This window comes from Streptomyces sp. 4N124, from assembly GCF_052245395.1.
In the GTDB taxonomy this organism is placed as follows: domain Bacteria; phylum Actinomycetota; class Actinomycetes; order Streptomycetales; family Streptomycetaceae; genus Streptomyces.
The window spans coordinates 14,247-39,647 of sequence record NZ_JBQQBS010000004.1; the positions used below are offsets into that span (position 1 = coordinate 14,247).

At 70.3% G+C, this 25,401-nt stretch carries 26 protein-coding genes; 17 read left to right on the forward strand and 9 right to left on the reverse strand.

The genetic code is table 11. The features are described 5' to 3' along the window. Nucleotides 1–241: 241 nt before the first annotated feature. Nucleotides 242–1,162 (forward strand): GNAT family N-acetyltransferase, encoded by a 921-nt coding sequence (locus tag ACTWQO_RS05230; RefSeq protein WP_443236019.1) that lies wholly within the window; start codon nucleotides 242–244, stop codon nucleotides 1,160–1,162. An 89-nt stretch (nucleotides 1,163–1,251) separates the two neighbouring features. Here ACTWQO_RS05230 and ACTWQO_RS05235 read toward each other — a convergent pair whose 3' ends face one another. Next, complete coding sequence (locus tag ACTWQO_RS05235; RefSeq protein ID WP_443236020.1) at nucleotides 1,252–1,644, reverse strand: VOC family protein; 393 nt, start codon at nucleotides 1,642–1,644, stop codon at nucleotides 1,252–1,254. A 71-nt stretch (nucleotides 1,645–1,715) separates the two neighbouring features. On the opposite strand from ACTWQO_RS05235, the gene ACTWQO_RS05240 reads away from it, so the two are divergent. Continuing rightward, nucleotides 1,716–2,255, forward strand: coding sequence for a GNAT family N-acetyltransferase (locus ACTWQO_RS05240; protein ID WP_443236021.1), 540 nt, complete (start codon nucleotides 1,716–1,718; stop codon nucleotides 2,253–2,255). Nucleotides 2,256–2,258: 3 nt separating this feature from the next. On the opposite strand, the gene ACTWQO_RS05245 is transcribed toward ACTWQO_RS05240, so the two are convergent. Then, on the reverse strand, nucleotides 2,259–2,942 hold the full coding sequence (locus ACTWQO_RS05245) for a glycerophosphodiester phosphodiesterase (RefSeq protein WP_443236022.1): 684 nt from the start codon (nucleotides 2,940–2,942) through the stop codon (nucleotides 2,259–2,261). 393 nt (nucleotides 2,943–3,335) lie between these two features. On the opposite strand from ACTWQO_RS05245, the gene ACTWQO_RS05250 reads away from it, so the two are divergent. From ACTWQO_RS05250 to ACTWQO_RS05260, 3 genes are read left to right on the forward strand one after another with little or no spacing between them, the layout of a single operon-like run. After that, a complete protein-coding gene (locus ACTWQO_RS05250) occupies nucleotides 3,336–4,733 on the forward strand; it encodes a DUF6421 family protein (RefSeq protein WP_443236023.1) in 1,398 nt (465 codons plus the stop codon). A 38-nt stretch (nucleotides 4,734–4,771) separates the two neighbouring features. After that, nucleotides 4,772–5,518 carry an SDR family NAD(P)-dependent oxidoreductase gene (locus ACTWQO_RS05255; protein ID WP_443236024.1) on the forward strand — a complete coding sequence of 249 codons (747 nt, stop codon included), beginning with the start codon at nucleotides 4,772–4,774 and terminating at the stop codon, nucleotides 5,516–5,518. Next, nucleotides 5,515–6,585 carry a threonine aldolase family protein gene (locus tag ACTWQO_RS05260; RefSeq protein ID WP_443236025.1) on the forward strand — a complete coding sequence of 357 codons (1,071 nt, stop codon included), beginning with the start codon at nucleotides 5,515–5,517 and terminating at the stop codon, nucleotides 6,583–6,585. The genes ACTWQO_RS05255 and ACTWQO_RS05260 overlap by 4 nt, the downstream gene beginning before the upstream one ends. A 14-nt stretch (nucleotides 6,586–6,599) precedes the next feature. On the opposite strand, the gene ACTWQO_RS05265 is transcribed toward ACTWQO_RS05260, so the two are convergent. Beyond that, entirely contained in the window at nucleotides 6,600–7,952 is a 1,353-nt protein-coding gene (locus tag ACTWQO_RS05265; RefSeq protein ID WP_443236026.1) for a hypothetical protein, read from the reverse strand. A gap of 219 nt (nucleotides 7,953–8,171) precedes the next feature. Between ACTWQO_RS05265 and ACTWQO_RS05270 the strand changes: the two genes are divergently transcribed. Next, entirely contained in the window at nucleotides 8,172–8,762 is a 591-nt protein-coding gene (locus ACTWQO_RS05270) for a transglutaminase domain-containing protein (protein WP_443236027.1), read from the forward strand. A 13-nt stretch (nucleotides 8,763–8,775) separates the two neighbouring features. Then, nucleotides 8,776–9,480, forward strand: a complete 705-nt coding sequence (locus ACTWQO_RS05275) for a B3/B4 domain-containing protein (protein ID WP_443236028.1) — start codon at nucleotides 8,776–8,778, stop codon at nucleotides 9,478–9,480. A 52-nt stretch (nucleotides 9,481–9,532) separates the two neighbouring features. Here the strand turns inward: ACTWQO_RS05275 and ACTWQO_RS05280 are convergent, their stop codons facing one another. Next, the gene (locus ACTWQO_RS05280; protein ID WP_443236029.1) at nucleotides 9,533–10,261 is read right to left on the reverse strand and encodes a lysophospholipid acyltransferase family protein; all 729 of its coding nucleotides are present in this window, start codon (nucleotides 10,259–10,261) and stop codon (nucleotides 9,533–9,535) included. Between the two features lie 424 nt (nucleotides 10,262–10,685). Between ACTWQO_RS05280 and ACTWQO_RS05285 the strand changes: the two genes are divergently transcribed. From ACTWQO_RS05285 to ACTWQO_RS05305, 5 genes are all read left to right on the forward strand, one after another. Further along, the gene (locus ACTWQO_RS05285; protein WP_443236030.1) at nucleotides 10,686–11,012 is read left to right on the forward strand and encodes a TlpA family protein disulfide reductase; all 327 of its coding nucleotides are present in this window, start codon (nucleotides 10,686–10,688) and stop codon (nucleotides 11,010–11,012) included. A gap of 70 nt (nucleotides 11,013–11,082) precedes the next feature. Further along, nucleotides 11,083–11,163, forward strand: a complete 81-nt coding sequence (locus ACTWQO_RS05290) for a putative leader peptide (RefSeq protein ID WP_443236231.1) — start codon at nucleotides 11,083–11,085, stop codon at nucleotides 11,161–11,163. Nucleotides 11,164–11,216: 53 nt separating this feature from the next. After that, nucleotides 11,217–11,735 (forward strand): flavin reductase family protein, encoded by a 519-nt coding sequence (locus tag ACTWQO_RS05295; protein ID WP_443236031.1) that lies wholly within the window; start codon nucleotides 11,217–11,219, stop codon nucleotides 11,733–11,735. A 219-nt stretch (nucleotides 11,736–11,954) separates the two neighbouring features. After that, nucleotides 11,955–12,740 carry an electron transfer flavoprotein subunit beta/FixA family protein gene (locus ACTWQO_RS05300; protein WP_443236032.1) on the forward strand — a complete coding sequence of 262 codons (786 nt, stop codon included), beginning with the start codon at nucleotides 11,955–11,957 and terminating at the stop codon, nucleotides 12,738–12,740. Between the two features lie 54 nt (nucleotides 12,741–12,794). After that, the gene (locus tag ACTWQO_RS05305) at nucleotides 12,795–13,757 is read left to right on the forward strand and encodes an electron transfer flavoprotein subunit alpha/FixB family protein (RefSeq protein ID WP_443236033.1); all 963 of its coding nucleotides are present in this window, start codon (nucleotides 12,795–12,797) and stop codon (nucleotides 13,755–13,757) included. A gap of 58 nt (nucleotides 13,758–13,815) precedes the next feature. Here ACTWQO_RS05305 and ACTWQO_RS05310 read toward each other — a convergent pair whose 3' ends face one another. Then, nucleotides 13,816–14,727: an endonuclease/exonuclease/phosphatase family protein gene (locus ACTWQO_RS05310; protein WP_443236034.1), complete on the reverse strand. Its 912-nt coding sequence runs from the start codon at nucleotides 14,725–14,727 to the stop codon at nucleotides 13,816–13,818. A 194-nt stretch (nucleotides 14,728–14,921) separates the two neighbouring features. Here ACTWQO_RS05310 and ACTWQO_RS05315 point away from each other — a divergent pair, with 194 nt between their 5' ends. Together ACTWQO_RS05315 and ACTWQO_RS05320 are read left to right on the forward strand one after the other, a co-directional pair. Next, nucleotides 14,922–16,226 carry a DUF6986 family protein gene (locus tag ACTWQO_RS05315; protein ID WP_443236035.1) on the forward strand — a complete coding sequence of 435 codons (1,305 nt, stop codon included), beginning with the start codon at nucleotides 14,922–14,924 and terminating at the stop codon, nucleotides 16,224–16,226. 104 nt (nucleotides 16,227–16,330) lie between these two features. After that, complete coding sequence (locus tag ACTWQO_RS05320; RefSeq protein WP_443236036.1) at nucleotides 16,331–18,142, forward strand: serine/threonine-protein kinase; 1,812 nt, start codon at nucleotides 16,331–16,333, stop codon at nucleotides 18,140–18,142. Here the strand turns inward: ACTWQO_RS05320 and ACTWQO_RS05325 are convergent. Together ACTWQO_RS05325 and ACTWQO_RS05330 are read right to left on the reverse strand one after the other, a co-directional pair. Next, nucleotides 18,088–18,882: a hypothetical protein gene (locus tag ACTWQO_RS05325; RefSeq protein ID WP_443236037.1), complete on the reverse strand. Its 795-nt coding sequence runs from the start codon at nucleotides 18,880–18,882 to the stop codon at nucleotides 18,088–18,090. The two genes, ACTWQO_RS05320 and ACTWQO_RS05325, sit on opposite strands and share 55 nt — an antisense overlap. A 7-nt stretch (nucleotides 18,883–18,889) precedes the next feature. Then, complete coding sequence (locus ACTWQO_RS05330) at nucleotides 18,890–19,996, reverse strand: LacI family DNA-binding transcriptional regulator (RefSeq protein ID WP_443236038.1); 1,107 nt, start codon at nucleotides 19,994–19,996, stop codon at nucleotides 18,890–18,892. Between the two features lie 168 nt (nucleotides 19,997–20,164). Between ACTWQO_RS05330 and ACTWQO_RS05335 the strand changes: the two genes are divergently transcribed. Beyond that, nucleotides 20,165–21,118: an ROK family protein gene (locus ACTWQO_RS05335; protein ID WP_443236039.1), complete on the forward strand. Its 954-nt coding sequence runs from the start codon at nucleotides 20,165–20,167 to the stop codon at nucleotides 21,116–21,118. A gap of 108 nt (nucleotides 21,119–21,226) precedes the next feature. On the opposite strand, the gene ACTWQO_RS05340 is transcribed toward ACTWQO_RS05335, so the two are convergent. Then, nucleotides 21,227–23,248 (reverse strand): NPCBM/NEW2 domain-containing protein, encoded by a 2,022-nt coding sequence (locus tag ACTWQO_RS05340; protein ID WP_443236040.1) that lies wholly within the window; start codon nucleotides 23,246–23,248, stop codon nucleotides 21,227–21,229. Nucleotides 23,249–23,369: 121 nt separating this feature from the next. Further along, nucleotides 23,370–23,708 (reverse strand): hypothetical protein, encoded by a 339-nt coding sequence (locus ACTWQO_RS05345; RefSeq protein ID WP_443236041.1) that lies wholly within the window; start codon nucleotides 23,706–23,708, stop codon nucleotides 23,370–23,372. 120 nt (nucleotides 23,709–23,828) lie between these two features. Between ACTWQO_RS05345 and ACTWQO_RS05350 the strand changes: the two genes are divergently transcribed. Both ACTWQO_RS05350 and ACTWQO_RS05355 read left to right on the forward strand, forming a co-directional pair. Beyond that, complete coding sequence (locus ACTWQO_RS05350; protein WP_443236241.1) at nucleotides 23,829–24,167, forward strand: hypothetical protein; 339 nt, start codon at nucleotides 23,829–23,831, stop codon at nucleotides 24,165–24,167. Between the two features lie 144 nt (nucleotides 24,168–24,311). Further along, nucleotides 24,312–25,352, forward strand: coding sequence for an NUDIX hydrolase (locus ACTWQO_RS05355; RefSeq protein WP_443236042.1), 1,041 nt, complete (start codon nucleotides 24,312–24,314; stop codon nucleotides 25,350–25,352). Nucleotides 25,353–25,401: the final 49 nt, after the last annotated feature.

Genomic DNA, 25,401 nt, shown 5'->3' on the forward strand with positions numbered 1-25,401 from the left:
TCAGGTCATCGGTTCCCAGCTCGGTCCAGCAGGGTCCGCCGGGCACCGGCTTGTCGAGCTTCATGGCGATCCTTCCGTAGCACAGGCACGGGGATCCCCCTCCAGCACGCTATGCCTCGCCCAGGTGCCCGGCCATCCGACGCGAATCCACTGGTGCCCGGCGCCGCCGTCGACGTACCCTCGGCCCCGTACCGCATCGCATGGCGGCCTCCAGTCCGACCCGTTCTTCCGGAGGTCCTGCATGCCCGCGCCCACCGTGCGCCCCTTCCACCGCGCCGACCGCGACCAGCTCACCGACCTGATCAACGCGCATGTCGCCGCCGTCGTACCCGGTGTCTCCGTCTCGGTGAACACCGTCCTCAGCAGCCTGGAGCGACAGCCGGACGAGTTCATCACCGACCCGTGGGTGGCCGAGCGGGTGACGCTCGTCGCCGAGCAGCGCGACTACGTCGTGGCCGCCGCGCATCTGCTGCGGTACCGCGCCGACGCCGAAGTGGGCGAGTGCTACCGGGACATCGGTGAGATCGACTGGCTCGTCTGCCACCCGCCGGCCTCGTTCTGGCCGGACGCCGATGAGGCGGCCGATCTGCTGATGAGTGCGTGTCTCGCCCAACTGGCCCGCTGGGGCGTCCGTGCCTGCTACGCGAGCGGCGAGCTGCCCGCCCCGGTCGTGTACGGCCTGCCCCGGAACTGGCCGCACATCCGGGCCGTTTACGAACGTGCCGGCTTCCGGCACACGGGGGACACCGAGGTGATCCTGATCGCGCGGGTGGCCGACCTGCCGGTGCCGGAGCCCTGGCCGGGCGTCACGGTCGAGCGCACGTTGGGGGAGTGCGGCACGCGTCTCACCGCGTACGCCGACGGCGCCCCTCTCGGCTTCATCGAGGTCGACACGACGCTGGCCCGCCCCGAACGGCACGCCCGCGCGGGTGGCTTCGCCGACATCGGCAACCTGCACGTTGAGCCGGCCCGGTATGGGCTGGGCATCGAGCGGCGGCTCCTTGCCCGGGCGGCGGATTGGCTGGGGTTGTGTGGTGCGGATCGTCTGCTCGCGTACGAGGCGGCTGCCGACCGCGTGATGATCGACCATCTGAGCTCGGCGGGGTTCCGGGAACTGACCCGCACCGATCGTGGGTGGGCGCTTCGCGGCGTGCCGCGCTAGGTCGTCGAGCGTCTGCGGGTCCGTTGTGGCTGGTCGCGCCCACGCGGCGGAGCCGCATATTGATACAGCCCCGCGCCCCTTCGGGGCGCTCAAATCCCCGGCCTGTGGCGGATCGGGTGGTCCGCCGGTACCTCCACCAGCACGATTCGCGTTCCGTCCGGATCCGCCACCCACATCTCGATCAGGCCCCACGGCTCCTTCACCGGCTCCCGGACGATGTCGACGCCCTTCGTCCGTAGCTCCTCGTGCGCCGCGGTCACGTCCTCGACCTGGAGCCACATCCGCACGGCTGGAGACGGCGGAGTGTCCGAGCGGCCGGAGATTTCCAGGAAGCCGCCGCCCAGGAAGTAGACCGTGCCGCGTTCCGGGCCCGTACCGAACTCGCGGTAGACGGACAGGCCCAGCTGTTCGCCGTAGAAGAGCCGGGACCGTTCGGGATCGGTGGGTCGCAGGAGGGTCCGGCTGCTCAGTACGTGCACCATGCATCCGGAGCCTAGTGGCTGGGCTACCCTCGTCGGTGCCCGAGCCGCGCCGCAGATCGGAGTCGTACTCCATGGAGACCGCAGCCAACGGACTGACGTTCCGAGACGCCGCCGACAGCGATGTGGACGCGCTGGTCGCACTGATCGAGTCGGCGTACCGCGGTGACTCCAGCAGGACGGGATGGACCACGGAGGCGGACATCCTCGAGGGGCAGCGGACCGATCCGGAGGGTGTGTGGGCCGTGATCAAGTCGCCCGACAGCCGGCTGGTCACGGTCGAGCGGGACGGGCGGGTCGTCGCCTGCTGCCAGCTCGAACACCGCGGTGACCACGCCTACTTCGGGATGTTCGCGGTCAGCCCCGATCTCCAGGGCGACGGCCTCGGCAAGGTGATCATCGCCGAGGCGGAGCGCACGGTCCGCGAGGAGTGGGGCGCCACGGAGATGCACATGACCGTGCTCTCCGTACGCAATGACCTGATCGCCTGGTACGAGCGGCGCGGCTACCGCCGTACGGGACGGATGTCTCCGTTCCCGTACGGCGACGAGCGGTTCGGCATTCCGCTCCGCGACGACCTGCAGTTCGAGCTGCTGGTCAAGGAACTGGGCTGAGCGTCACGCGGTGAAGCGGCCGGTGCGTTTGATCTCCGGGTAGTCGGTGGTCGCGCCGTCCAGCTCCAGAGCCCGTACGAGCCGCAGGTGGTCCTGGGTGTTCACCACCCAGCCGATGATCCTGAGGTCCGCCTTCCTGGCGTGCTCCACGATCTCCAGGGTGAGCCGGCGGATGTTGAGGCAGATCGTCCGCGCACCGGCCTCGACGGCGCGGTCGACGATGTCGGTGCCGTAGCGGCTGGCGATGAGCGCGGTGCGGACGCCGGGCACCAGGCGGGCGATCTCGGCGATCGCCTCGTCGTGGAACGAGGACACCTCGACCCGGGCGACCAGATCCCGCCTGTGCATGACCTCGGACAGTGCCCGCGCCGCCGCCTCGTCCTTGATCTCGGCCTGGAGCGGGCACTTCACCGCGTCCAGGACCTCCTCGAAGACCGGTACGCGCTCCCCGCGGCCCGCGTCCAGGGCGCGCAGCTCGGCGAGGGTCTTCTCGGCGATCGGGCCGGTTCCGTCGGTCGTGCGGTCCACGTCCGCGTCATGCATGACGACGAGGGCGCCGTCCTTGCTCAGGTGCAGATCGAGTTCGATGACGTCGAGGCCGGCGTGCTCGGCGGCGACGAAGGAACGGAGGGTGTTCTCGGGTTCGATACCCATGACTCCGCGGTGACCGATGGTAAGGAAGTTCAAGGTTCCAACTCGCTTCCGTCGACGGCGGCTCGGGCGCGCGGAAACGGAACGGACGTTTCGCGCGGCAGTGCCGCAGCCTAATGGCCCTGCCCCGGTATGTACCCGCGCGTTCACCGGGGATTGGCGTGGCGCGTATGGCGGACCTGCCCGCCGTCGCCGGGTGCGGTCACCCGGGCGTGGGCGAGTCCTGCGCGGATTGACCGCGGGTGGCTCCGACGCCCGTGCCACGTCTGCCCGTGCACAGCCGAAGTAATCGCCGTCACGGCATCAGGCGGGAAAAAGTTCGGTGACAGTGGGGTGTGCGCAGGATAATTTCCCGAGGCTCCCCTTGCTGGAAGAAACCTCGTATGCATACGGTGTCCTTACGAGAGGTTCTCCCGTGGAGGATGGGACATGACGGAAATTCTTGTGCAGGTGGGTGCGGGGGACCAGGGTCCTTCGGTGGTCAGGGTGGTGGAGCACCCGGCATGGCCCGTGCTCAAGGATGCCGTGGAGCGGATCCGGCCGTGGCAGTCCAAGGACGGATCCATCGACTTCGAGGCCGAGGGCGCCCCCGGTCCCGCGGACGCCGAACGCGTCGTGCGCCGGATCAGCGACGCCGTCGCGGAGCTCTCCGCACTGCTCCCGCACGACCGCGCCTACCACGAGGCCCTCGTCGAGGATCTGCGCCGCTGGGCCGACGGCGGGTTCGGGGTGCCGGACTTCCTCGACTCGCTGCTGGCGTTCCAGCCCGCCGCACACCGCGCGGACGGCCTCCAGTATCTGGTCCTCTTCCCGATGTACACGCAGAACGGCAACCCCGACCGCAACCTCGAAGCGGTCGTCCTGCGCATGGTCTGGCCGGACTGGCTGGCCGAGCTGGAGCGCACCCGCTATGACAACCCGCTGTTCTGCGGCATCAAGTTCGAGGACTTCACGGCCGGTTACGACACCAACTCCGCCGTCCTCTTCCCCGAGACGATCGCCGTGCGCGAGGCGCCCGAGCGCTTCTCCTGGGGTGGCATCTTCTGTGACCGTGAGGCCGCCCGCTTCCGCCGCGTGACCGCCGCCGCCGTGGACGTCCTCGGCCTCGAGCTGCCCGAGGACATCGCCGCCATGGTCCACGACCAGAAGCGCTGCGAGGAGGCCTTCGTCCTGTGGGACATGGTCCACGACCGCACTCACAGCCATGGCGACCTGCCCTTCGACCCGTTCATGATCAAGCAGCGCCAGCCGTTCTGGATGTACGGCCTGGAAGAGCTGCGCTGCGACCTCACCGCCTTCAAGGAGGCCGTGAAGCTGGCCGCGGACGGTGTGCCGCAGGCCCGTGACGTGCAGTACGCGGTGTTGTTCGACCGCATGTTCCGCTTCCCGGTCACCGGCGAGCGCGTCCGCAACTACGACGGCCTCGGCGGCCAGCTCCTCTTCGCCTACCTGCACAGGCACGACGTCGTCCGCTGGACCGACAACAAGCTCTCCATCGACTGGGAGCGCGCACCCCAGGTCACCAACCAGCTGTGCGCCGACATCGAGCAGCTGTACCGGGACGGCATCGACCGCCCCAAGCTCGTCCACTGGTTCAAGGGGTACGAGCTGGTCTCCACCTACCTCGCTCCGCACCCCGGCTCCAAGTGGGCCAAGGGCCCCGACGCCCTCGACCTGACCCTGCCGCCGCGCAAACTCGTCGATGACGTGCTTCCGGACGAGTTTCCCCTGAGCATGTTCTATGAGGCGCTGTCCAAGAAGCTGAAGAACGTGATTGCCTCGACTCGGGGCATCCGGGCGGACGCCGCCGAGCAGGTCGCCGCGTGAGCGACCGCACCAAAAACGCTGCTCAGGAGGCGAAGATCATGGGGAACGGAGCTCTCAGCGGTGCGGTGATCGCGGTGGCCGGCGCGGGTGGACCCGCCGGGCGGGCGGCGCTGCTCAGGCTGGCCGAGGCGGGTGCCACCGTCGTCGGCTCGGACAACGATCCGGAGCGGCTGGCCGAGGCCGTGGACGCGGCCAGTTACGCACACGGCGGTGCCACCGTCGTCGGTGACACGGTCGATCTGCTCGACCTCCAGTCCACCCACGACTGGGCCACGCGTATCGAGAAGGACTTCGGCCGGGTCGACGGCCTGGTCCACCTCGTCGGCGGCTGGCGCGGCAGCGAGACCTTCACCCGGACCAACCTCGACGACTGGGACTTCCTCGAACTGCTGCTGATCCGCACCGTGCAGCACACCTCCCTCGCCTTCCACGAGGCCCTGCAGCGCAGCGACCGCGGCCGGTACCTTCTGATCAGCGCGGCCGGCGCCAGCAAGCCCACCGCGGGCAACGCCGCCTACGCCGCCGCCAAGGCCGCCGCCGAGGCGTGGACGCTGGCCACGGCCGACTACTTCCGCAAGGCCGGGGGCGAGCAGGGCCCGAACGCGGCGGCTGCGATCCTGGTGGTGAAGGCACTGGTGCACGACGCGATGCGCGCCGAGCGACCCAACGCGAAGTTCGCGGGCTTCACGGACGTCAAGGACCTGGCCGAGGCCATCGTCGAAGTCTGGGAGAAGCCCGCCGCCGAAGTGAACGGAAACCGTCTGTGGCTGACCGAGAAGCCGTGAACCCTCCGAAGACCGACGCCCGTCGCCATCACGACCCGGAGCTCCGCGGTTTCGCCAGCGACAACTACGCCGGGGCCCACCCCGAGGTGCTCGCCGCCCTGGCCCTGGCCAACGGCGGGCACCAGGTCGCGTACGGCGAGGACGTCTACACCGAGAACCTCCAGCGGATCATCCGCAGCCACTTCGGCGCCACCGCGGAGGCCTTCCCGGTCTTCAACGGCACGGGCGCCAACGTCGTCGCGCTCCAGGCGGTCACCGACCGCTGGGGCGCGGTGATCTGCGCCGAGAGCGCACACATCAACGTCGACGAGGGCGGCGCCCCCGAGCGCATGGGCGGCCTGAAGCTGCTCACCGTGCCCACACCCGACGGCAAGCTCACCCCCGAGCTGATCGACCGGCAGGCGTACGGCTGGGACGACGAGCACCGGGCCATGCCGCAGGTCGTCTCGATCGCCCAGAGCACCGAACTCGGCACCGTCTACACGCCGGACGAGATCCGCGCCATCTGCGAGCACGCCCATGCGCACGGCATGAAGGTCCACGTCGACGGCTCCCGCCTCGCCAACGCGGCGGCCTCGCTCAACATGCCCCTGCGGACCTTCACCGACGCGGTCGGCGTAGACCTCCTGTCTCTGGGCGGGACCAAGAACGGCGCGCTGTTCGGCGAGGCGGTCGTCGTCATCAACCAGGACGCCGTCAGCCACATGAAGCACCTGCGCAAGCTGTCCATGCAGCTCGCTTCCAAGATGCGCTTCGTGTCGGTGCAGTTGGAGGCGCTGTTCGCCAAGGACCTGTGGCTGCGCAACGCCCGCCACTCCAATGAGATGGCCCAGCGGCTCGCGGAGGGCGTGCGCGCGGTGCACGGCGTCGAACTGCTCTATCCGGTGCAGTCCAACGCCGTGTTCGCGCGCCTCCCGCACGACGTGAGCGAGCGCCTGCAGAAGCGGTTCCGCTTCTACTTCTGGGACGAGGCCGCGGGCGACGTCCGCTGGATGTGCGCCTTCGACACCACCGAGGAGGACGTGGACGCGTTCGTGGCGGCCCTCAAGGAGGAGATGGCCCGCTGAGGCCGCGCCGTCCGTCAGTTGACGACGATGGCCGTCCTGTTGTTGCGCAGGTTCGGATCGAACCGGCGGATGTCGAGCTCCGCTTCGTCGATGACGGTGGCGACGGTGGTGCGTGCCCCGCGCACCACCCGGTCGATCCGCAACTGGACCTCGATGGTGTAGGACGCCTTGTCGTGCAGGTAGATCGGCGTCCAGCAGAAGTACGTCGTGGCGGACGGACCCTCCTCGGACGGCGGCAGCACATAGCAGTCCTCGGGCAGCTCGACGACGGTCGTGCCCTCCGGCGCCTGGAACCGCACCATGGTCACGGGCGCGCCCGCGCCCAGCGATGCCACCCACGCCGGGCCGCGGTTGTGCACGGTCACTCCGGCGGAAACGGTGTCACCGGCGGCGCCGGTCACCCGGCTGCCGATGAGCTTCAGGTCCGCGGTGTTCCGGGCGTCGAGCATCACGGCCCGTGCGTTGTCCGACAGATCGAGGTCGTCGTCCCCGGCCGCGGTCACCGGAAGCAGGTCCAGCTCGGCGCCGGTGCCCCGAGTCCACGTCCAGTCGCCGCGGATGTCTTCCAGCCTCTCGTCGGAATACGGCTCGACGGAGTGGTCGAACCGCTCGTACAGCGCCTTCCGCCCGACGCCCAGCTCGGTCACCAGCGCGTACTCCTGCCCCGGCGCCACCGGTTCGTCCAGCACGCACACCGCCGATGTACCGGTCTCGTGCTGCCGGTACTCGCAGTTGGTGTGCCGCTCCTTGAACCGCAGGCCGTATGAGGCGTTGAGCCACAGCAGTGTCCGGTCCACGGCGCGGTTGCCGCTGTTGGCGACCGTCGCCCGCACGCTGGTGTCCGTGCCCGGCCTGAGTCCCCGCTGGTCCTCGGCCTGGCTGAGTCCGAGATCCGGTCCGTTGCCGAGGGTGACCAGGGTCTCCGTGGTGTGCGACGTCAGCTCCCCGGCGGTGGCCGTGTAGCGCACGGACCCCGAGGCGCTGAGGTCCGCGTCCGGCAGCGCGCTGAGCCCGAGCCGGGCGGCGGTCACGCTCTCCGTCCCGGCCGGCATCTCCGGGAAGGCGCAGCTCGCCTTGGTGGCCGACTCGGGCACGCAGTTGTCCGGCCACGACACCTGCGCGAAGGAGCCGATCCCGCTCGCGTCCACGGTCAGCTGCCCGGCCGGAACACCGTTGTCGAGGTTGTCGTGGGTGATGTCCACAGTGAGCCGGCGCTCAGGTGCGCTGCCGTCCGCGTCCGGCCCCGGCAGCACGGTCTCGGACGGCACGCTGATCCACAGCTGGTCGGAGACGGCCTGCGCGGACCCGGTCCCGGCCACTGCCAGGGCACAGCCGGCGAGCGCCCCCGCGAGAAGACGGAGCCTCACACGTCGTGTCGGTCTGGTCTGCGGGTGCTTCATCTGTTCCCCCTCGTCGACGGTCTGCCGGTGGCCGAGACCGACGGCTCGGGGGATGGGTTGTGCCGGAGCGGCGGGTTGCGGCGGTCTTCGGCCGTTCTCCATCGCCAGACCCAGCTGATGCATAGATATGCGCTTGCGAGAAAATTCATTGACGGCCGGGTGATCGTATTCCTATGCTCTACGGATATGGAGCTCACTCAGGAAACCCCTGACCTGTCCGCCTACTTGGCTGCCGATGACGTCATCGACCACGATCATCCGCGCGTACGGACGACGGCTGCCCGCCTCGCCGGGAAGGCGCAGGACTCGTATGCCTATGCGCGGCTGGCGTTCGAGTTCGTGCGCGACACCATCCCGCACTCGCAGGACTCCGGCGATCTGCGGGTCACCTGGCGCGCTTCCGATGTCCTGGAACAGGGCACGGGCATCTGCTACGCCAAGGCGCACGCCCTCGCGGCGCTGCTGCGGGCCGAGGACATTCCGACGGCGTTCTGCTATCAGCGGCTGTCCGACGACGGCGATGGGCATGTCGTGCACGGTCTGGTCGCCGTCCGGTTCAACGGCGCCTGGCATCGGCAGGACCCCAGGGGTAACAAGCCCGGCGTGGACGCACAGTTCTCGCTCGACGGTGAGCGGCTGGCGTTCATGCCCGAACCCAAGTCCAATGAGGTGGACTATCCGGTGCTGTACGCTGAACCTCATCCGGTCGTGCTGAACACCCTCAAGGCGGCGCGCGACCGGCCGCACCTGTGGCAGACGCTCCCCACCGCACTCTGAGGCAAGGCCGACCATGACTCTCACGCTGACCGTGTCCGACGAGGTGCGCGCCCTCGCGCCCGGCTTCACGCACGTCGCCATCGAGGCGCACGGCCTCGTCAACGGGCCCAGCACCGACGCCAGTTCGGCGCTCCTCGACGACGCGGCCCGACGGCTCGCCGTACGCCTGGACGGGCGCGCGCCGCACGAGGACCCGCACATGGCGGCCTGGCGGGAGGCCTACACGGCCTTCGGTTCGAAGCCCTCACGCACCCGTAACTCGGCGGAGGCGCTGGCCAAGCGGGCGTTGTCAGAGGCCGGGCTGCCCCGGATCAATGTGCTCGTCGACCTCTACAACGCCATCAGCGTCGCCCACCTGATCCCCGTGGGCGGCGAGGACCTCGACCACATCCAGGGCGGCATGCGTCTTGTCCGGGCCACCGGCGACGAGGAGTTCGTGACCGTCGCCGCGGGCGAGGAAGTCGTCGAGCACCCCGATGCCGGCGAGATCGTGTGGTGCGACGAGGCCGGGGTGACCTGCCGCCGCTGGAACTGGCGCCAGGGGCCGCGCACGCGGCTCACCGAGGAGACCGTGTCGGCGATCTTCCTGCTGGAGAGTATGGCGCCGATGCCGGTCGCCGACGTCGAGACGGCGGCTGCCGAACTCGCCGAGCTACTGGAGAAGTTCAGCCCCGGCGCACACATCGAGATCCGTCCCGCGGAACCGGCGCGGAACTGATCCGCCGCACACGCCGCGGCCGGGAGCCGGTTGGTCGGTGTGACGCGCGGTTCTAGCGGGCCTCGGCCGCGCGGACCTCTTCCGGTGTCGGCGCCGTACCACCGAGGTGCGCCGGCATCCACCAGGTGTCCTGGGCGTCCTTGGGGCGTACGGGGTAGGCGCGCTGGGCTGCTTCGAGCAGCTCCTGTACGGCCTCACGCAGCTGGCGCGTGATGGCGCCGGCGTACTTGTCGCGGGACGCCTCGATCGCCTCGCCGACCCGGATGGTGATCGGGGTGTGGCTCCGCTTGAAGTTCTTCGGGTGGCCCTTGGTCCACAGCCGCTGCGTGCCCCACACGGCCATCGGGATCAGCGGTACGCCCGCCTCCTGGGCCAGTCGCGCGGCGCCCGACTTGAAGCTCTTCAGCGTGAACGACTCCGAGATCGTGGCCTCCGGGAAGACCCCGACGATCTCGCCGGAACGCAGCGAGTCGAGCGCGTGCTTGTACGCCGCCTCACCCTGCTTGCGGTCCACGGGGATGTGCTTCATCCCGCGCATCAGCGGCCCGGAGATCTTGTGCCGGAACACGGACTCCTTCGCCATGAAGCGGACCAGCCGTTTCTGCGGGAGCGCCGCCAGGCCGTCGAAGATGAAGTCCAGGTAGCTGATGTGGTTGCTCACCAGCACGGCACCGCCCGAGCGCGGAATGTTCTCCGACCCCTTGCAGTCGATCTTCAGGTCCCACGCCTTGAACAAGGTGAGGGCGGCACCGACAACGGGACGGTAGACAAGCTCTGCCATGGACGGAGTGAACCCTTCCTTCTCTGCCAGGGAAAGGGCTCCCGGCGGGAAAGTTACGCAGCCGTAGGTTTACGGCATCTCGCAGATCGTGCCCCAAGAACGCACGGACAGCCAGTGTTGGTGCCTGGGAACGGCGAGATCCTCGTCACGTCGACCCCATGATCCACCTCGGGCTTTTACGTCGCCTTTACTCCGCGCGTACGGCGATTCTCCGTACGACCAGGCACATCTCGCAGCCCAGCAGTACCCGAATGCAGCATTGAGAAACACGGCGGCGAGCTCGGCGCCGGTCGCCGCGAACTCCAGCCAGGGCGGCACCAGGGCGAAGGAATCTTTGGAGTCGTGCGCATGCTGACGAGATGATGAGGGGACTGGTGGCGGCCCTCACGGAGTGCCGCGTCGGCGGCGGAACGGGAGAGTGCGGGTGCGCGGGCGCGACGACGAAAAGCGGCTCGGCGCGGCCGAGTTGGGCCAGGAGCTCGGCGAGCGCGCCACCCTTGTGCAGTTCTCCAGCGCCTTCTGCGCGCCCTGCCGGGCGACCCGGCGGGTCCTCGGTGAGGTGGCGGACATGGTGCCGGGCGTGGCCCACATCGAGATCGACGCCGAGGCCCGGCTGGAACTCGTACGCCGACTCGGCATCCTCAAGACCCCGACCGTGCTGGTCCTCGACGCCGACGGTCACGTGGTGCGGCGGGCGACCGGTCAACCGCGCAAGGCGGATGTGATCGCGGCGTTGGGGGAGGCGGTGTGAGTGCGTGAGCCATCTCCCAGGTAATGGGACGTACTTGACTGTGTGCACCATCTATCGTCAGCTTGACTGTATGCCTTCGGAACTCCTTCTCGTCGGGCGGGTGCACATCGACCTCGTCCGTACCGCGAGCGCGCGCTGTCCGGGTCGTTGAACACCCAGAACACCGACAGGACCGCTGCCCACTCCCCGCAGAAGGACCACTCCATGACGGCCACGCCCGATCTGGTCACCCCTCAGCTCGCCACGACCGACACGACCGACCTGTTCCGCTCCGTCTTCCGGCGACACGCGGCGGGCGTCGCCGTGATTACTGCCCACGGTGACCGGGGCCCGGTCGGCTTCACCGCCACCTCCCTCACCTCGGTCTCCGCCGCACCCCCGCTCGTCTCCTTCGGTATCGGCACCGGCGCCTCCAGCTGGCCCGCGATAGCCAGGGCCGACCATGTCGGGGTGCACATACTCGGCGAGCACCAGCGCGAGCTGGCCGCGACCTTCGCGCGCAGCGGTGCCGACCGCTTCGGCCCGTCCACCGCCTGGCGGAAGGGGCCGGAAGGCGTTCCCGTCCTCGACGATGTCCTCGCCTGGCTCGTATGCCGGGTCCACGCGCGCGTGCCCGCCGGGGATCACCGCGTGGTGCTCGCCGAGGTCGTGCACGGGGACCCCTCGGGGCCCGGACGTCCGCTCGTGTACCACCAGGGGCGGTTCACCGCACTGCGTGACTGACCGGGCTCCGGACTCTTCTGCGGGACCGTCGAGTTCCGGTTACGCTGCGTTGCAAAGGTCACAGTTCAAAGCGCTTGCTTAGCGGGCAGGAACTGGGTGTACTGACGAGTAATATTCCGCTCGGAGCGCAGGCCGCCCCGACCGGGATCGGCCGCTTGGGGCGCCTATGCTGCCTGCAAGTAGGCAGCAGAGAAATGTCGATGCAGTAGGAGAGCCGGCGTGAGCTTGAGGATCGTTGTCACTGTGAAGTACGTGCCCGACGCCACTGGCGACCGGCACTTCGCCGATGACCTGACCGTCGACCGGGACGACGTGGACGGTCTGCTCTCCGAGCTCGACGAGTACGCGGTCGAGCAGGCGCTGCAGATCGCCGAGGACGCCGACGACGCAGAGATCACCGTCCTGACCGTGGGCCCCGAGGACGCCAAGGACGCGCTCCGCAAGGCCCTTTCGATGGGCGCCGACAAGGCGATCCACGTCGAGGACGACGACCTGCACGGCACCGACGCCATCGGCACCTCGCTGGTGCTGGCCAAGGCGATCGAGAAGGCCGGCTACGACCTGGTCATCTCCGGCATGGCCTCCACCGACGGCACCATGGGCGTCGTACCGGCGCTGCTCGCCGAGCGTCTGGGCGTCCCGCAGGTCACGCTGCTCTCCGAGGTCTCCGTCGAGGACGGCACCGTCACGGGCCGCCGGGACGGCGACGCCGCCTCCGAGACGCTGCAGGCCTCGCTGCCGGCCGTCGTGTCGGTCACCGACCAGTCGGGCGAGGCGCGTTACCCGTCCTTCAAGGGCATCATGGCGGCCAAGAAGAAGCCGGTGGAGTCCTGGGACCTGTCCGACCTGGACCTGGAGGCCGAGGAGGTCGGCCTGGAGGGTTCCTACACGGTCGTCGACTCCGCGGCCGAGCGTCCGGCCCGTACGGCAGGCACGATCGTCAAGGACGAGGGCGAGGGCGGCAAGCAGCTCGCTGAGTTCCTCGCGGGCCAGAAGTTCGTCTGAGCCCGGATTCGCTGACCGCCCCTCATCTTTCGCAAGCAGGAGAGAAGAAGTCCCATGGCTGAAGTTCTCGTCTACGTCGACCACGTGGACGGTGCCGTCCGCAAGCCCACCCTGGAGCTGCTGACGCTGGCCCGCCGTGTCGGCGAGCCCGTCGCCGTCGCCCTGGGCAACGGCGCCGCCGACACCGCCGCCACGCTCGCCGAGTACGGCGCCGTGAAGGTCCTCACCCACGAGGCCGCCGAGTACGCCGACTACCTGGTCGTTCCGAAGGTCGACGCCCTGCAGGCCGCGGTCGAGGCCGTCTCCCCGGCCGCCGTGCTGGTGCCGTCCTCCGCCGAGGGCAAGGAGATCGCCGCCCGCCTGGCGCTGCGCATCGGCTCCGGCATCATCACCGACGCCATCGACCTGGAGGCCGGCGACGAGGGCCCGGTGGCCACGCAGTCGGTGTTCGCCGCGTCCTTCACCACCAAGTCCCGTGTCTCCAAGGGCACTCCGGTCATCACGGTCAAGCCCAACAGCGCCGCCGTGGAGGCCGCTCCGGCCGCCGGCGCGGTCGAGGCGCTCGCCGTGGCCTTCTCCGAGAAGGCCACCGGCACCAAGGTCACCGCCCGTACGCCGCGTGAGTCGACCGGTCGCCCGGAGCTGACCGAGGCCGCGATCGTGGTCTCCGGCGGCCGTGGCGTGAACGGCGCGGAGAACTTCGCGATCATCGAGGCGCTCGCCGACTCCCTCGGCGCGGCCGTCGGTGCCTCGCGCGCCGCCGTCGACGCCGGCTGGTACCCGCACACCAACCAGGTCGGCCAGACCGGCAAGTCGGTCTCGCCGCAGCTGTACATCGCCTCCGGCATCTCCGGCGCCATCCAGCACCGCGCCGGTATGCAGACCTCGAAGACGATCGTGGCGATCAACAAGGACGCCGAGGCCCCGATTTTCGACCTCGTCGACTACGGCATCGTCGGCGACCTTTTCGACGTCGTCCCGCAGCTCACCGAGGAGATCAAGACCCGTAAGGGCTGATCCGCGGACGGCTGAACGAGGCCCCCGCGACCGTGCCGACGGTCGCGGGGGCCTCGGCTCATCCCAGGGTCAGCGACGCCTGCACCGGCAGATGGTCGCTCGGGAACTGCCCGTCCACGGCGAAGGTGTTGATCGACGCCTTGTGCGCCGTCACCCCCGGCGTGGTCAGGATCCAGTCGATCCGGTCGCCGTTCGGCGTCAGCGGCCGGTAGCCGTGGAAGGTCGCGTACAGCGGGCCGCGCTCGGCGGCCGTGTCCCACGTGTCGACGAGACCGGCGTCCAGCATGGTGTCGTAGACGACGTTCTTGTGGGCGGCCACGTTGAAGTCGCCGGTCACCACGAAGGGCAGGGAGCGATCCAGGCCGGTGAGCCGCTGGGCGATGAGCACGGCGGAGCGCTCGCGTGCGTACTGGCTGGCGTGGTCGAAGTGTGTGTTGAGGACGTAGAACTCCCGTCCGTCGTCGCGCCGGTCGCGGAAGCGGACCCAGGTGACCATCCGGGCGAAGCCCGCGCCCCAGGTGTTCGAGCCGATCACGTCCGGGGTGTCGGAAAGCCAGAAGTGGTCGTACTCGGTGGGGGTGAGGCGTCGCCTGTCGTAGAAGACCGCCATGGACTCGTCCCGGCTGCCGTGCAGGCGGCCGGTGCCGATCCAGTCGTAGTGGCTGCCGAGATCGTTCCCGATGTCGAGCAGCTGGTGGAAGATGCCCTCCTGGGTGCCGATGACGTGCGGGGCCTCGCGGTGCAGCAGTTCGCGCATCACCGGTCTGCGGACGGCCCAGCTGTTGGGCTCGGTGGTGCTGGCGAAGCGGAGGTTGAAGGACATGACCTTCAGGCGACGGCCCGCGGATCGGGATTCGCCCGCCGAGGCGGACGGTCCGGACAGTGCTGTACTGGAGAGCGGAACGGCGACCGCCGCCGCTAACGCGGCCTTCAGACCCAGACGGCGCGTGATTCGGCTGTGGTGCGGCACGGGGGCTCCTTCGGTAGGGCTGCCGGACGAGTCGTGCATACGGAAGTGTTCTACCGTCACGTGAGATGGGCGTGAACATGCCGATAGCCCGGAGTGGACCGATACGGAAGTGGTGTTGACCGGCGGGAAGATCCCCGGATAACTTCGTTCTACGGATTGTTGATTCCGTACTGCGGAAAACAGGAGGGTATGGGATGGGTCAGGGCCAGCAGGAGCAGGTGGCGACGAGCCTCGCGGGCGCCGTCAGCGAGGAGATCAGCGCCTCTCTCGCGCCGGTCGACGCCGAACTGGAGCGCCGCTATCCCGGCGACCCCGGCACCCGCCAGCCCGTCCACACCGTCTATGTCCCCGGAGATGTCTTCGCCGCCGACACCATCCGCTCCTGGGGCGACCAGGCCCTCGCCGCCCTCGACGAACACGCCCCGGACGCCGCCTCCTTCGCCGCCGTCCTCGGCCTCGCGGACGAGCTCGCCGAGCCCGTGTACGCGCGCGTGCGCGCCAAGCTGGAGCGCGAGCCCATCGAAGACCTGCGCGTCGACTTCGAGGACGGCTACGGCCCGCGCCCGGACGCCGAGGAGGACGAGGCGGCGGCCCGCGCGGCGCGACTGATCGCTCAGGCGTACGAGAACGGCACGGCGGCGCCGTACATGGGCATCCGCATGAAGTGCATGGAGGCGCCGGTCCGCGACCGGGGCATCCGCACCCTGGACATCTTCCTCACCGGCCTCATGGAGGCGGGCGGGCTGCCCGGCGGGCTGGTCCTGACACTGCCCAAGGTCACCTACGCCGAGCAGGTCACCGCCATGGCGCGGCTCCTGGAGGCCTTCGAGAAGGCGCGCGGTCTCGAGCCCGGCCGGATCGGCTTCGAGATCCAGATCGAGACCAGCCAGTCCATCCTCGCCGCCGACGGCACCGCCACCGTCGCCCGCATGATCCACGCGTCCGAGGGCCGGGCCACCGGACTGCACTACGGCACCTTCGACTACAGCGCCTGCCTCGGCGTCTCCGCCGCCCACCAGGCCAGCGACCACCCGGCCGCCGACCACGCCAAGGCGATCATGCAGGTCGCGGCGGCAGGCACGGGCGTACGTGTGTCGGACGGCTCCACCAACGTCCTCCCGGTCGGTACGACCGAGAAGGTCCACGACGCCTGGCGACTGCACTACGGCCTCACCCGGCGCGCCCTGGCCCGCGCCTACTACCAGGGCTGGGACATGCACCCCGGGCACATCCCGACCCGGTACGCGGCCGTCTTCGCCTTCTACCGCGAGGGCTTCGAGCAGGCCGCGGCCCGTCTCACCCGGTACGCCAACCGGGCGGGCGGCGATGTCATGGACGAGCCCGCCACCGCCAAGGCCCTCAGCGGCTATCTGCTGCGCGGCCTGGACTGCGGCGCGCTCGACATCGCCGAGGTCGCCCGCGCGACCGGGCTGACCCGGGCCGACCTGGAGGGTTTCGCGGCGCCCAGGCGCGCCGATCTGACGGTGTCCGCCACGTGACGAAGTAGCGGAGCTGTCACAGCCGAGGTCTCCCGGCCGCGTTGTCACTGGCTCCCCCTAGTCTGTACACCACGCATCAGACGGGTCACAGGAACGGGGCGGCGGTGTCTTCGGGGGAGTACGGACAGGCGGACGGGATCGGTCGGCTGCTGGCCGGGCGCTATCGTGCCGTGGCGCAGCTCGGGCGCGGCGGCATGGGCGTGGTCTGGAGAGCCGCCGACGAGGTGCTCGGCCGCGAGGTCGCCGTCAAGGAACTGCGCACGTACACCGACGCCGACGGACCCGAACTCGCCGATCTCCGGGTGCGGATGCAGCGCGAGGCCCGCGCCGCGGCCCGGGTGCGCCATCCCGGAGTCGTGGCCGTGCACGACGTCGCCGAGGTCGACGGCCGCCCGCTGATCGTCATGGAGCTGGTGGACGGCCCGTCCCTGGACGACGTGTTGCGTGAACACGGCACCATCGACCCGCGCGAGGCGGCCGGGATCGGCGCCAAGGTGATGGACGCGCTCGCCGCCGCCCACCGCGCCGGTGTCCTGCACCGCGACGTCAAACCCGGCAACATCCTGCTGGAACGCTCCGGCCGAGTCGTCCTCACCGACTTCGGCATCGCCACGATGGAGGACCCGGGCGACGGCTCCGCCACCCACCTCACCCGCAGCGGCGAACTCGTCGGCTCCCTGGACTACTTGGCGCCCGAGCGGGCCCAGGGCGCCGACCCCGGCCCGGCCTCCGACGTCTGGGCCCTGGGTGCCACGCTCTACGCGGCCGTCGAGGGCGTCTCGCCCTTCCGCCGTACGTCGACCTACTCCACCCTCACCGCGATCGTCTCCGAACCGCTGCCGGAGCCGCGCCGGGCCGGGCCCCTGGGTCCCGTTCTCCAACTCCTGCTGGACAAGCGGCCCGAGCACCGACCGGAGGCCGACGCGGCGCGGGAGCTGCTGCAGCGGGTGGCGGACGGCTCCGGGACGGACGTACCGACGACGATGCTGCGGGGGAGCGGGGCGCCGCGGGAGGAGACACAGCGCAGCGTTCCGGCGGTACCGCCGGGGTTCGGGCCGCCGGAGTCCGGCGTGTCGGCGGCACAGGGGGCGGATGCGCCAGGACGGTCCGGGCAGGAGGGACAGGCCGGTTCGGAGACGCCCTTCTTCGGTTCGCCGGTGCAGGACGGCTCAGGAGGGCCCGGCTCCGGCTCCGCCGCCGCCCAGGCCTCGGCCGCCACCGGCCCCATCCCCGCGTCGCCTCCTTCCCGTCGCAAGGGCCGCGTCCTGCTGGCCGCCGCGGCCGTCACCGTCGTCCTCGCGGCCACCGCCGGCACCGTCGCTCTGCTGAACAACACCGGCGATGCGGAGGCCGGCGCCGGGCCCACGTCCTCCGCCACCACGTCCGCCGGCGCCACGTCCTCGGCGTCCGGCAGCCCCGACGCCGACCGCTCCGCCTCCGCCAAGCCCACGGAGCAGGGCGACGGGAAGACGCGCACTCCGACGACGACGCCGCCCGAGAAGGGCGAGGGCACGTCCGGCGGCCAGGGCTCCTCGCCCGCACCGACCAAGTCCGCCGGCGGCGGCACCACGGAGGGCGGCTCCAACAGCGGCGGTGCGAACGGCGGGGGCGGTGCGACCACCCCGGCACCGACGGTGGCCTGTGTGTCCATAGGCGGTGGCAAGTACAACTGCGAGGTCTGGCGCACCGCCACCTCGTACACCGCCGACGGCGCCGAGGCCGGCGTCCTCAAGGCGGGCACCAACTACTTCTACTGCCAGTCCAACCTGGGGCGCCGGGAGACCTACGGCGAGTGGACCAACGTCTGGTGGGCGAAGACGGACGACGACAGCGGCAACGCGGGCGTGTACATCAGCGACGTCTACATCAAGGGCGGCAACAACGACGAGCCGGTCCCCGGGCTCCCGGTCTGCTGAACCGGCAGATACCGCTCCAGACCCGAGGCCGTCACCAGTTTCTCCTCGCCGAGCAGCCGCGTCCCCGCCGCGCACACCCGCCCGTCGGCACGTGCGCGCGTGCAGAATTCCTCGGGCGTGACGCCGAACAGCTCCCTCAACCGCGCCGAACCCGCGAGGAGTTCGGTGATCAGGGCCCGCTGCCCCGGGTGGGTGCGCGGCGCGCCGGTGCCGTTGTGCAGGACGCCGCGGCGATTGACGTAGATGTACGCGCCGGGCAGCGCGGTGCCGTCGGCCAACTCCACCAGCACCTCCGGCGCGGGCAGCCAGGTGCGGCCGTAGTTGCCGTCCGGCAGTGGCACGCCCTCGCTGGCGTCGACCACCGCGAGCTGCTCGGCATCCAGCCAGGTGATGAACAACTCCCGCACTCGCCCCGGTGCTTCGAAGGGCGACGCGGACACGTACCCCATGCGGCTCACATGCGCGGAGACGCCGATCTCGACGCCCGTGACCCGGGCCTTCACCATCGGCACGGGGGCGGCGATCCCGGACTCGGCCATCTTGTACCGCAGTTGGGCCGGGCAGGCGTTGGAGCCGACCGCGAGGACGGGGACGCGGTCCTCGTACACCAGACGGTCGAGCGGCAGCAGCCGGTCGCCGTCCAGGAGGCCGGACTCGCTCGGCCACACACCGGGGTAGAGCAGCGGATGATCGCGCGGAGCCTCGGCCAGGCCCAGCGATTCCAGGGTGCGGTCGTCCACAGGCGCCTCAGTCCGTCGGCGGCAGTTCGCCCGACCCGCGGGTGATCAGCCGGGTCGGGAGCTCGATGCGCTCCGGGACGACCAGCGAGCCGTCCAGCTGGCGGAAGAGACGCTCGGCCGCGGTACGTCCGAGGGTGGCGGCGTCCTGGGCGACGACCGTGACGCCCGGCTGCAGCAGATCGGCCAGCTCGATGTCGTCGAACCCGACCAGGGCGACCCGGCGCGACTGCTCGGCGAGCACCCGGACCACGGTGACCGTCACCCGGTTGTTGCCCGCGAAGATCGCGGTGACCGGCGAGGGGCCGGAGAGCATCTCCTCGGCCGCGCGACGCACCCGCACGGGGTCGGTCACCCCCAGCGACATCCAGGAATCCTCGACCGGTATCCCCGCGTCCTCCATGGCCGCCCGGTAGCCGCGCAGCCGCTCGGCGGCCGTGTGGATGCGGGGCATGTCGCCGATGAAGCCGATCCGGCGGTGACCGTGGGCGATGAGGTGGGCCACACCGTCGCGGGCGCCGCCGTAGCTGTCCGACAGCACCACATCGGCGTCGATCTTCCCGGCCGGACGGTCCACGAACACCGTGGCCACGCCCGCCCGCAGCTCGGGCTCCAGATAGCGGTGGTCGTCGCCGGCCGGGATGACCACCAGCCCGTCCACCCGGCGTGCGCACAGCGCCAGCACCAGTTCCTGCTCACGGTCCGGGTCCTCCGCGCTGGAACCGTTGATGAGCAGGGCACCGTGCGCGCGGGCCACCTCCTCGACCGCGCGGCTGAGCGGACCGTAGAACGGGTCCGCGAGGTCCTCCAGGACCAGGCCGATGCTCGCCGTACGGCCCTTGCGCAGCACCCGAGCGCTGTCGTTGCGGCGAAAGCCCAGCGCGTCGATGGCCTCCTGGACGCGGCGCTCCGTCTCCGGGGTGACCCCCGGCTCCGCGTTGACCACGCGCGAGACGGTCTTGAGTCCGACTCCCGCACGCGCCGCCACGTCTTTCATGGTCGGACGATTGCCGTAGCGGTTCCCGGAGATGCGGTCTGCGAGGCGATCTGCACGGCGGCTGGTCTCGGGCACAGTGCGGTGTCCTGTCCTGTCGTCCACGGGGATGCGTCGGGCCATGGGTATGTATGAGGATGTGGCGTCGAGCATAGAGCCTGGACAACGTTGTCAGATGCGGGAGAGACTGTCCACCGCAATCTCCGGCCTACGTCCCCACCGTGAGACCGGCCCGCCTTTTTCCCGTGGTTGACGGGGAGAACCGATCCTTGACCGGGAGATCAGACACAGATGCACACCGACTTCGTGGCTGCGCTCGACATCGGCGGCACCAAGATCGCCGGAGCGCTGGTGGACGGCCACGGCAGCATCCTGGTGCGTGCACAGCGCGCGACTCCGGCACAGGAGGACGGCGACACCGTGATGGAGGCCGTCGAGGAAGTGCTCGGCGAGCTGACCGCGTCCGAGCTGTGGGGACGGGCCACCGCGCTCGGCATCGGCAGCGCGGGCCCGGTGGACGCCTCCGCGGGCACGGTGAGCCCCGTGAACGTGCCCGGCTGGCGCGACTACCCACTCGTACGGCGGGTGCGGGCCGCTGCCGGAGGGCTGCCCGTCGAGCTGATCGGCGACGGAGTGGCGATCACGGCGGCCGAGCACTGGCAGGGCGCCGCCCGCGGCCACGACAACGCGCTGTGCATGGTCGTCTCCACGGGCGTCGGCGGCGGCCTGGTGCTGGGCGGCCAGTTGCATCCCGGGCCGACCGGCAACGCAGGCCATATCGGGCACATCAGCGTGGATCTCGACGGCGACGACTGCCCGTGCGGTTCGCGCGGCTGCGTGGAGCGCATCGCGAGCGGCCCGAACATCGCGCGGCGCGCCCTCGAAGGCGGCTGGAGTCCGGGGCCCGACGGTGACACCTCCGCCGCCGCGGTGGCCGCCGCCGCCCGTGAGGGCGACCCCGTCGCCGTGGCCTCCTTCGAACGCGCCGCCCAGGCCCTGGCCGCCGGCATCGCGGCCACCGCGACCCTCGTCGAGATCGACATCGCCGTCATCGGCGGGGGCGTCGGCAAGGCGGGCGACGTGCTCTTCACGCCGCTGCGCAAGGCGTTGAGCGACTACGCGACGCTCTCGTTCGTGCAGCGCCTGACCGTGGTGCCGGCGCAGATGGGGACGGACGCGGGACTGGTGGGCGCTGCCGCCGCCGCGCTCGCCAAGCGAGCGGACACGGCCGCTGCGAGGGTGTGAGGCGGGGCCTCGGCAGGAACGTGCACTCGGCGGCCGGGCCCGGGGAAGGGGCTCGGCCGCCGAGGTGTCTCGCAGGCGGACGGCACGGGTGCGTACCCGCCGCCGGGCTCAGCAGCTCAGCTGTGCGTCCGCCCAGTCCGCGTGGTCGGAGTCGATACCGTCGCCGCCGTCGGTGACGACGAGGCGGATCAGCTGGGCGCCCGTCACATCCGCGGTGAGCGGCTGGGCGGGCATCGCGTTGGTGAGGACGCCGGTCGAGGCGGCCTTGGTGCCGTCCGCCCAGATCTCGAAGGCGACCGTCCCGTTCGCCCCCTTCTCGTCGTCGACACCGACGTCCGCGGTCACCGTCTCGCACGCGCCGCCGGCGTAGTACTCGACGGCGCTCTCGGCGTGCACACCGAGCCCCTTCGCGTACGCGACCCCGCCGATGGTGATCGGGTTGCCGTCGCCCGCGTCGCTCTCCCCGTTGCTGGTGTTGCGCTCGACCGGCCCCCATCCGTTGGCGGCCGACAACCACGGAAGGTCACCCAGTCCGGACGTCCCCGAGGGCGGCGGCACCACCACGGACACGGCGATCGGCACCGCGCTGTCGACGCGGACACCGGCCGGGGAGCGGTAACTCGCCTTGAGCGTCAGGTCGTACGACCCGGAGGGCGTCCCTGACGGGGCGGTGACGGACCACTTGGTGCGCAGCGAACGGCCGGTCGGCAGGGAGGCGGTGGTCGTCGGTGACGTGGCCCTGACGGTCCAGCCCTCGGGACCGGTCAGCGCGACGGAGACGCGCTTGGCCGACGTGCGTCCCAGGTCAGTGACGGTGGACGTCAGTGCGGCCTGCTCACCCGCCTCGACCAACGGGCTGCCCTCCAGGCCGAGTTCGACGGCGGGCGGGTACTTGCCCCAGCGCGGGTCCGGCGCGACCCGGACGAGCACCGTGCCGTGCGCCGGGACGGTGGCCGAGATGGTGCCCGCGGTGTTGTAGCTCTTGTGCTGCCACAGGTCGCGCAGGGTGTAGGCGTCGGCCTCGGGCAGGCCGACGGCCGCCGCGGTCGTGGAGACGCGCTGGGCGCTGCCGGTCTCGTTGAAGAGCGCAACGGCGCGGCTGCCGTCCCGCATCTCCTTGGCGACGACCCAGCGTCCGCCCTCCGACGACACGACCGCGCCCTGCTTGCCCAGCGGGTCCTGGTCGACCGCGATGACCTCCTTGTTGCCGAGGATCTCGAAGGTCGCGTCGGAGGCCTCGCGCAGGTCGGAGCCGATCAGCAGGGGTGAGGCCATGATCGACCAGAGCGAGAAGTGCGAGCGGTACTCGGTGTCCGTCATGCCGCCGTTGCCGACTTCCAGCATGTCGGGGTCGTTCCAGTGCCCGGGACCGGCGTACTGCGCGAGCGGCAGGTTCTGCTTCAGGATCGACAGCATCGACCCCCAGGTGTCGCTGATGTCGCCGGTCGTACGCCACAGATGTCCGACGTCTGACGCCCACTCCCAGGGCTTGTTCTGGCCCCATTCGCAGATGCTGTAGACGATGGGCCGCCCGGTGGCCTTGAGGGCGTCGCGCATGGTCGTGTAGCGCAGTTTCGCGTCCACGCCCTGGTTGTTGCAGTTGTCGTACTTCAGGTAGTCGACGCCCCAGTCCGCGAACTGCTGGGCGTCGCTGTACTCGTGGCCCAGCGCGCCCGGGAAGCCGATGTTGCTGCAGGTCTTGGTGCCTGCGCTCGTGTAGATGCCGAACTTCAGCCCCTTGGAGTGCACATAGTCCGCGACGGCCTTGATGCCGTTCGGGAAGCGGACCGGGTCCGGTACGAGCTTGCCGTTCGCGTCGCGCTCCGGCAGGGCCCAGCAGTCGTCGAGGTTGACGTACTCGTATCCGGCGTCCTTGAGCCCCTTCTCGACGAAGATGTCCGCGATCCCCTTGACCATGGCTTCGTTGAACTCGGCGCGGCAGTGCGTGGAGTTCCAGTTGTTGAAGCCCATCGGTGGGGTGGGGGCGAGGCCGTCGGCCAGGGCGGGGGCCGCGCTTGGGGCGTTCTCGGCGGCGTGGACGGGTGCGGCGAGACCCGCCGTGCACAGGAGTCCTGCCGTGAGTGCTCCGACCACTCTTCTGCGGGTTGTGCGGGTGTGAAGGTGACGCATCGTTACGTTCCTCCGAACCAGCGAAAGGTGGGATGACGGCATGCACGCGTCATCAGTGCGTTCACGGTAGAACGTGTCGGACTCTGTTGGAAGATGCGCGTTCGATGGTGCGGGTCTGTTCTCACATACTCGAGAAGCGGCGTGCGAGGTCGCGCAGCGAGGCCGCGGCATCGGCCACCTGATCTCCCGAAATCGTGGAGCCCGCCATGGCGCCCAGGCGCTCGATGTCCTCGGCGAGGCGCAGGTGTTCACGAGCGGCGTGTTCACGGCAGGGCAGGCAGGTGACGCTCTCGGGGCGCGCGGAGGTCATCGCGTACGGCACACGCAGGCCGCAACCGGCGGTGACGGTGCTGGGGAGATCGCCGGCGAGAGCGAACGTGGACGCCAGGATGTTGCGCGTGGCGGCACTGTTGCGCGTCACCTTCGCGTCGACGTGGATGTGCCGGTCCTGCTCGTTCATCCGCCCTCCTTGTCGTGGCCGCCACAGCAGAGCATGCCAGTTGGGCATGGATGCCATCCGTTCCGGTTCCCTCGGGAAGGGGTGCGTGACCCCGGCCCGGTCCGCGCAGTTGAGCGGGGCATGAAGAAGCGCAGCATGCTCGCCATCGCCTCCCTTGCCACCGGTTTCGTCGTCGCGGCTGTGTCGCCGTCCCATGCCCACGGCGACGACCCCGCCGCGCCCAGCGGTCCGGCTGCTCCCGACCGTCCGGCTGGTCCCGGCGACTCGGCCGTTCTCCACGGTCCGGCCGTACTGCACGGTCCGGCTGTTCTCGGCGGCACCCCGGCGGTGGTCCACAGTCCGGCCGTTGTCGACGTCGACGAGACCATGGGCACCGTCGACCCGTTCCTCGCCAGGGAGTTCCGTATGGCGCTGGACGACACCCCGCACGGGCAGAAGGGCAAGGGCAAGATCGGCTGACGAGGCCGACGGCCGGAGCGCGACGCCGGTGTCCCCGCTGCCGGGGCCACCGGCGTCCTGCGTTTGCGCGCCCTCAACGGGAGCTGGTTTTGGTGGCAGGGTGGAGCGGGCAAGCCACAGGGGGCCAACAGAAGAGGGGGAACCGTGATCGTTTGGATCAACGGTGCGTTCGGTGCGGGGAAGACCACCACCGCACGGGAACTGATCGACCTGATCCCGAACTGCACGCTCTTCGACCCCGAGGTCATCGGCGGAGCACTCACTCACCTGCTCCCGCCCAAGCACCTCGCCGAGGTCGGTGACTACCAGGATCTGCCGATCTGGCGGCGGCTGCTGATCGACACGGCGGCCGCGATGCTCGCCGAACTCGGCGGCACGCTGGTGGTCCCGATGACCCTGCTGCGCCAGGACTACCGCGACGAGATCTTCGGCGGACTCGCCGCACGCCGGATCAGTGTCCGGCATGTGCTCCTCGCCCCGGCGGAAACGATCCTGCGCGAACGAATAGCCGGGCGGGAGGTCCCGCCCGAACTGTCCGACGGTGAGATGCGCATACGGCAGTGGTCGTACGACCACATAGAGCCGTACCGCGCCGCCCTCGCGTCCTGGCTCACCGCCGACGCTCACCCCGTCGACACCGGTGCCCTCACTCCGTATGAGACCGCGGTCCGTATCGCCGACGCGGTCAGCAGGGGGAGCGTTCCGGTATGTGACATTGTACAAACGCCGGAACCCACCGCCGAGACGACCGCCGCCGGCGTCCTCCTCTTCGACGAACACGACCGGGTACTGCTCGTCGACCCCACCTACAAGGCAGGTTGGGAATTCCCCGGCGGTGTCGTCGAACCCGGTGAGGCGCCCGCGCGCGCGGGCATGCGTGAGGTCGCCGAGGAGACCGGGATACGGCTCGACGAGGTACCCCGCCTCCTCGTCGTGGACTGGGAACCCCCCGCCCCGCCCGGCTTCGGCGGCCTGCGCCTCCTCTACGACGGCGGTCGGCTCGACTCCACCGAGGCCCAGCGGCTCCTGCTGCCAGGCCCCGAACTGCGCGACTGGCGCTTCGTCACCGAAGCGGAGGCCGCCGACCTGCTCCCGCCCGTCCGCTACGAGCGGCTCCGGTGGGCGTTGCGGGCCCGGGAACGCGGAGCGGCGCTGTATCTGGAGGCCGGGATTCCGACACCGTGACCCCGCGTTGTCACGAGGGAGGTCGCGCCTCGCCGTGGCGGCGAGGCGC

Bases quoted from the DNA above. Each gene is read 5' to 3' on its own strand.
- ACTWQO_RS05230 (WP_443236019.1), top strand. From the start codon at position 242: ATGCCCGCGCCCACCGTGCGCCCCTTCCACCGCGCCGACCGCGACCAG.
- ACTWQO_RS05235 (WP_443236020.1), bottom strand. From the start codon at position 1,644: ATGGTGCACGTACTGAGCAGCCGGACCCTCCTGCGACCCACCGATCCC.
- ACTWQO_RS05240 (WP_443236021.1), top strand. From the start codon at position 1,716: ATGGAGACCGCAGCCAACGGACTGACGTTCCGAGACGCCGCCGACAGC.
- ACTWQO_RS05250 (WP_443236023.1), top strand. From the start codon at position 3,336: ATGACGGAAATTCTTGTGCAGGTGGGTGCGGGGGACCAGGGTCCTTCG.
- ACTWQO_RS05255 (WP_443236024.1), top strand. From the start codon at position 4,772: ATGGGGAACGGAGCTCTCAGCGGTGCGGTGATCGCGGTGGCCGGCGCG.
- ACTWQO_RS05270 (WP_443236027.1), top strand. From the start codon at position 8,172: ATGGAGCTCACTCAGGAAACCCCTGACCTGTCCGCCTACTTGGCTGCC.
- ACTWQO_RS05275 (WP_443236028.1), top strand. From the start codon at position 8,776: ATGACTCTCACGCTGACCGTGTCCGACGAGGTGCGCGCCCTCGCGCCC.
- ACTWQO_RS05280 (WP_443236029.1), bottom strand. From the start codon at position 10,261: ATGGCAGAGCTTGTCTACCGTCCCGTTGTCGGTGCCGCCCTCACCTTG.
- ACTWQO_RS05290 (WP_443236231.1), top strand. From the start codon at position 11,083: ATGCCTTCGGAACTCCTTCTCGTCGGGCGGGTGCACATCGACCTCGTC.
- ACTWQO_RS05295 (WP_443236031.1), top strand. From the start codon at position 11,217: ATGACGGCCACGCCCGATCTGGTCACCCCTCAGCTCGCCACGACCGAC.
- ACTWQO_RS05305 (WP_443236033.1), top strand. From the start codon at position 12,795: ATGGCTGAAGTTCTCGTCTACGTCGACCACGTGGACGGTGCCGTCCGC.
- ACTWQO_RS05315 (WP_443236035.1), top strand. From the start codon at position 14,922: ATGGGTCAGGGCCAGCAGGAGCAGGTGGCGACGAGCCTCGCGGGCGCC.
- ACTWQO_RS05330 (WP_443236038.1), bottom strand. From the start codon at position 19,996: ATGGCCCGACGCATCCCCGTGGACGACAGGACAGGACACCGCACTGTG.
- ACTWQO_RS05335 (WP_443236039.1), top strand. From the start codon at position 20,165: ATGCACACCGACTTCGTGGCTGCGCTCGACATCGGCGGCACCAAGATC.
- ACTWQO_RS05340 (WP_443236040.1), bottom strand. From the start codon at position 23,248: ATGCGTCACCTTCACACCCGCACAACCCGCAGAAGAGTGGTCGGAGCA.
- ACTWQO_RS05345 (WP_443236041.1), bottom strand. From the start codon at position 23,708: ATGAACGAGCAGGACCGGCACATCCACGTCGACGCGAAGGTGACGCGC.
- ACTWQO_RS05350 (WP_443236241.1), top strand. From the start codon at position 23,829: ATGAAGAAGCGCAGCATGCTCGCCATCGCCTCCCTTGCCACCGGTTTC.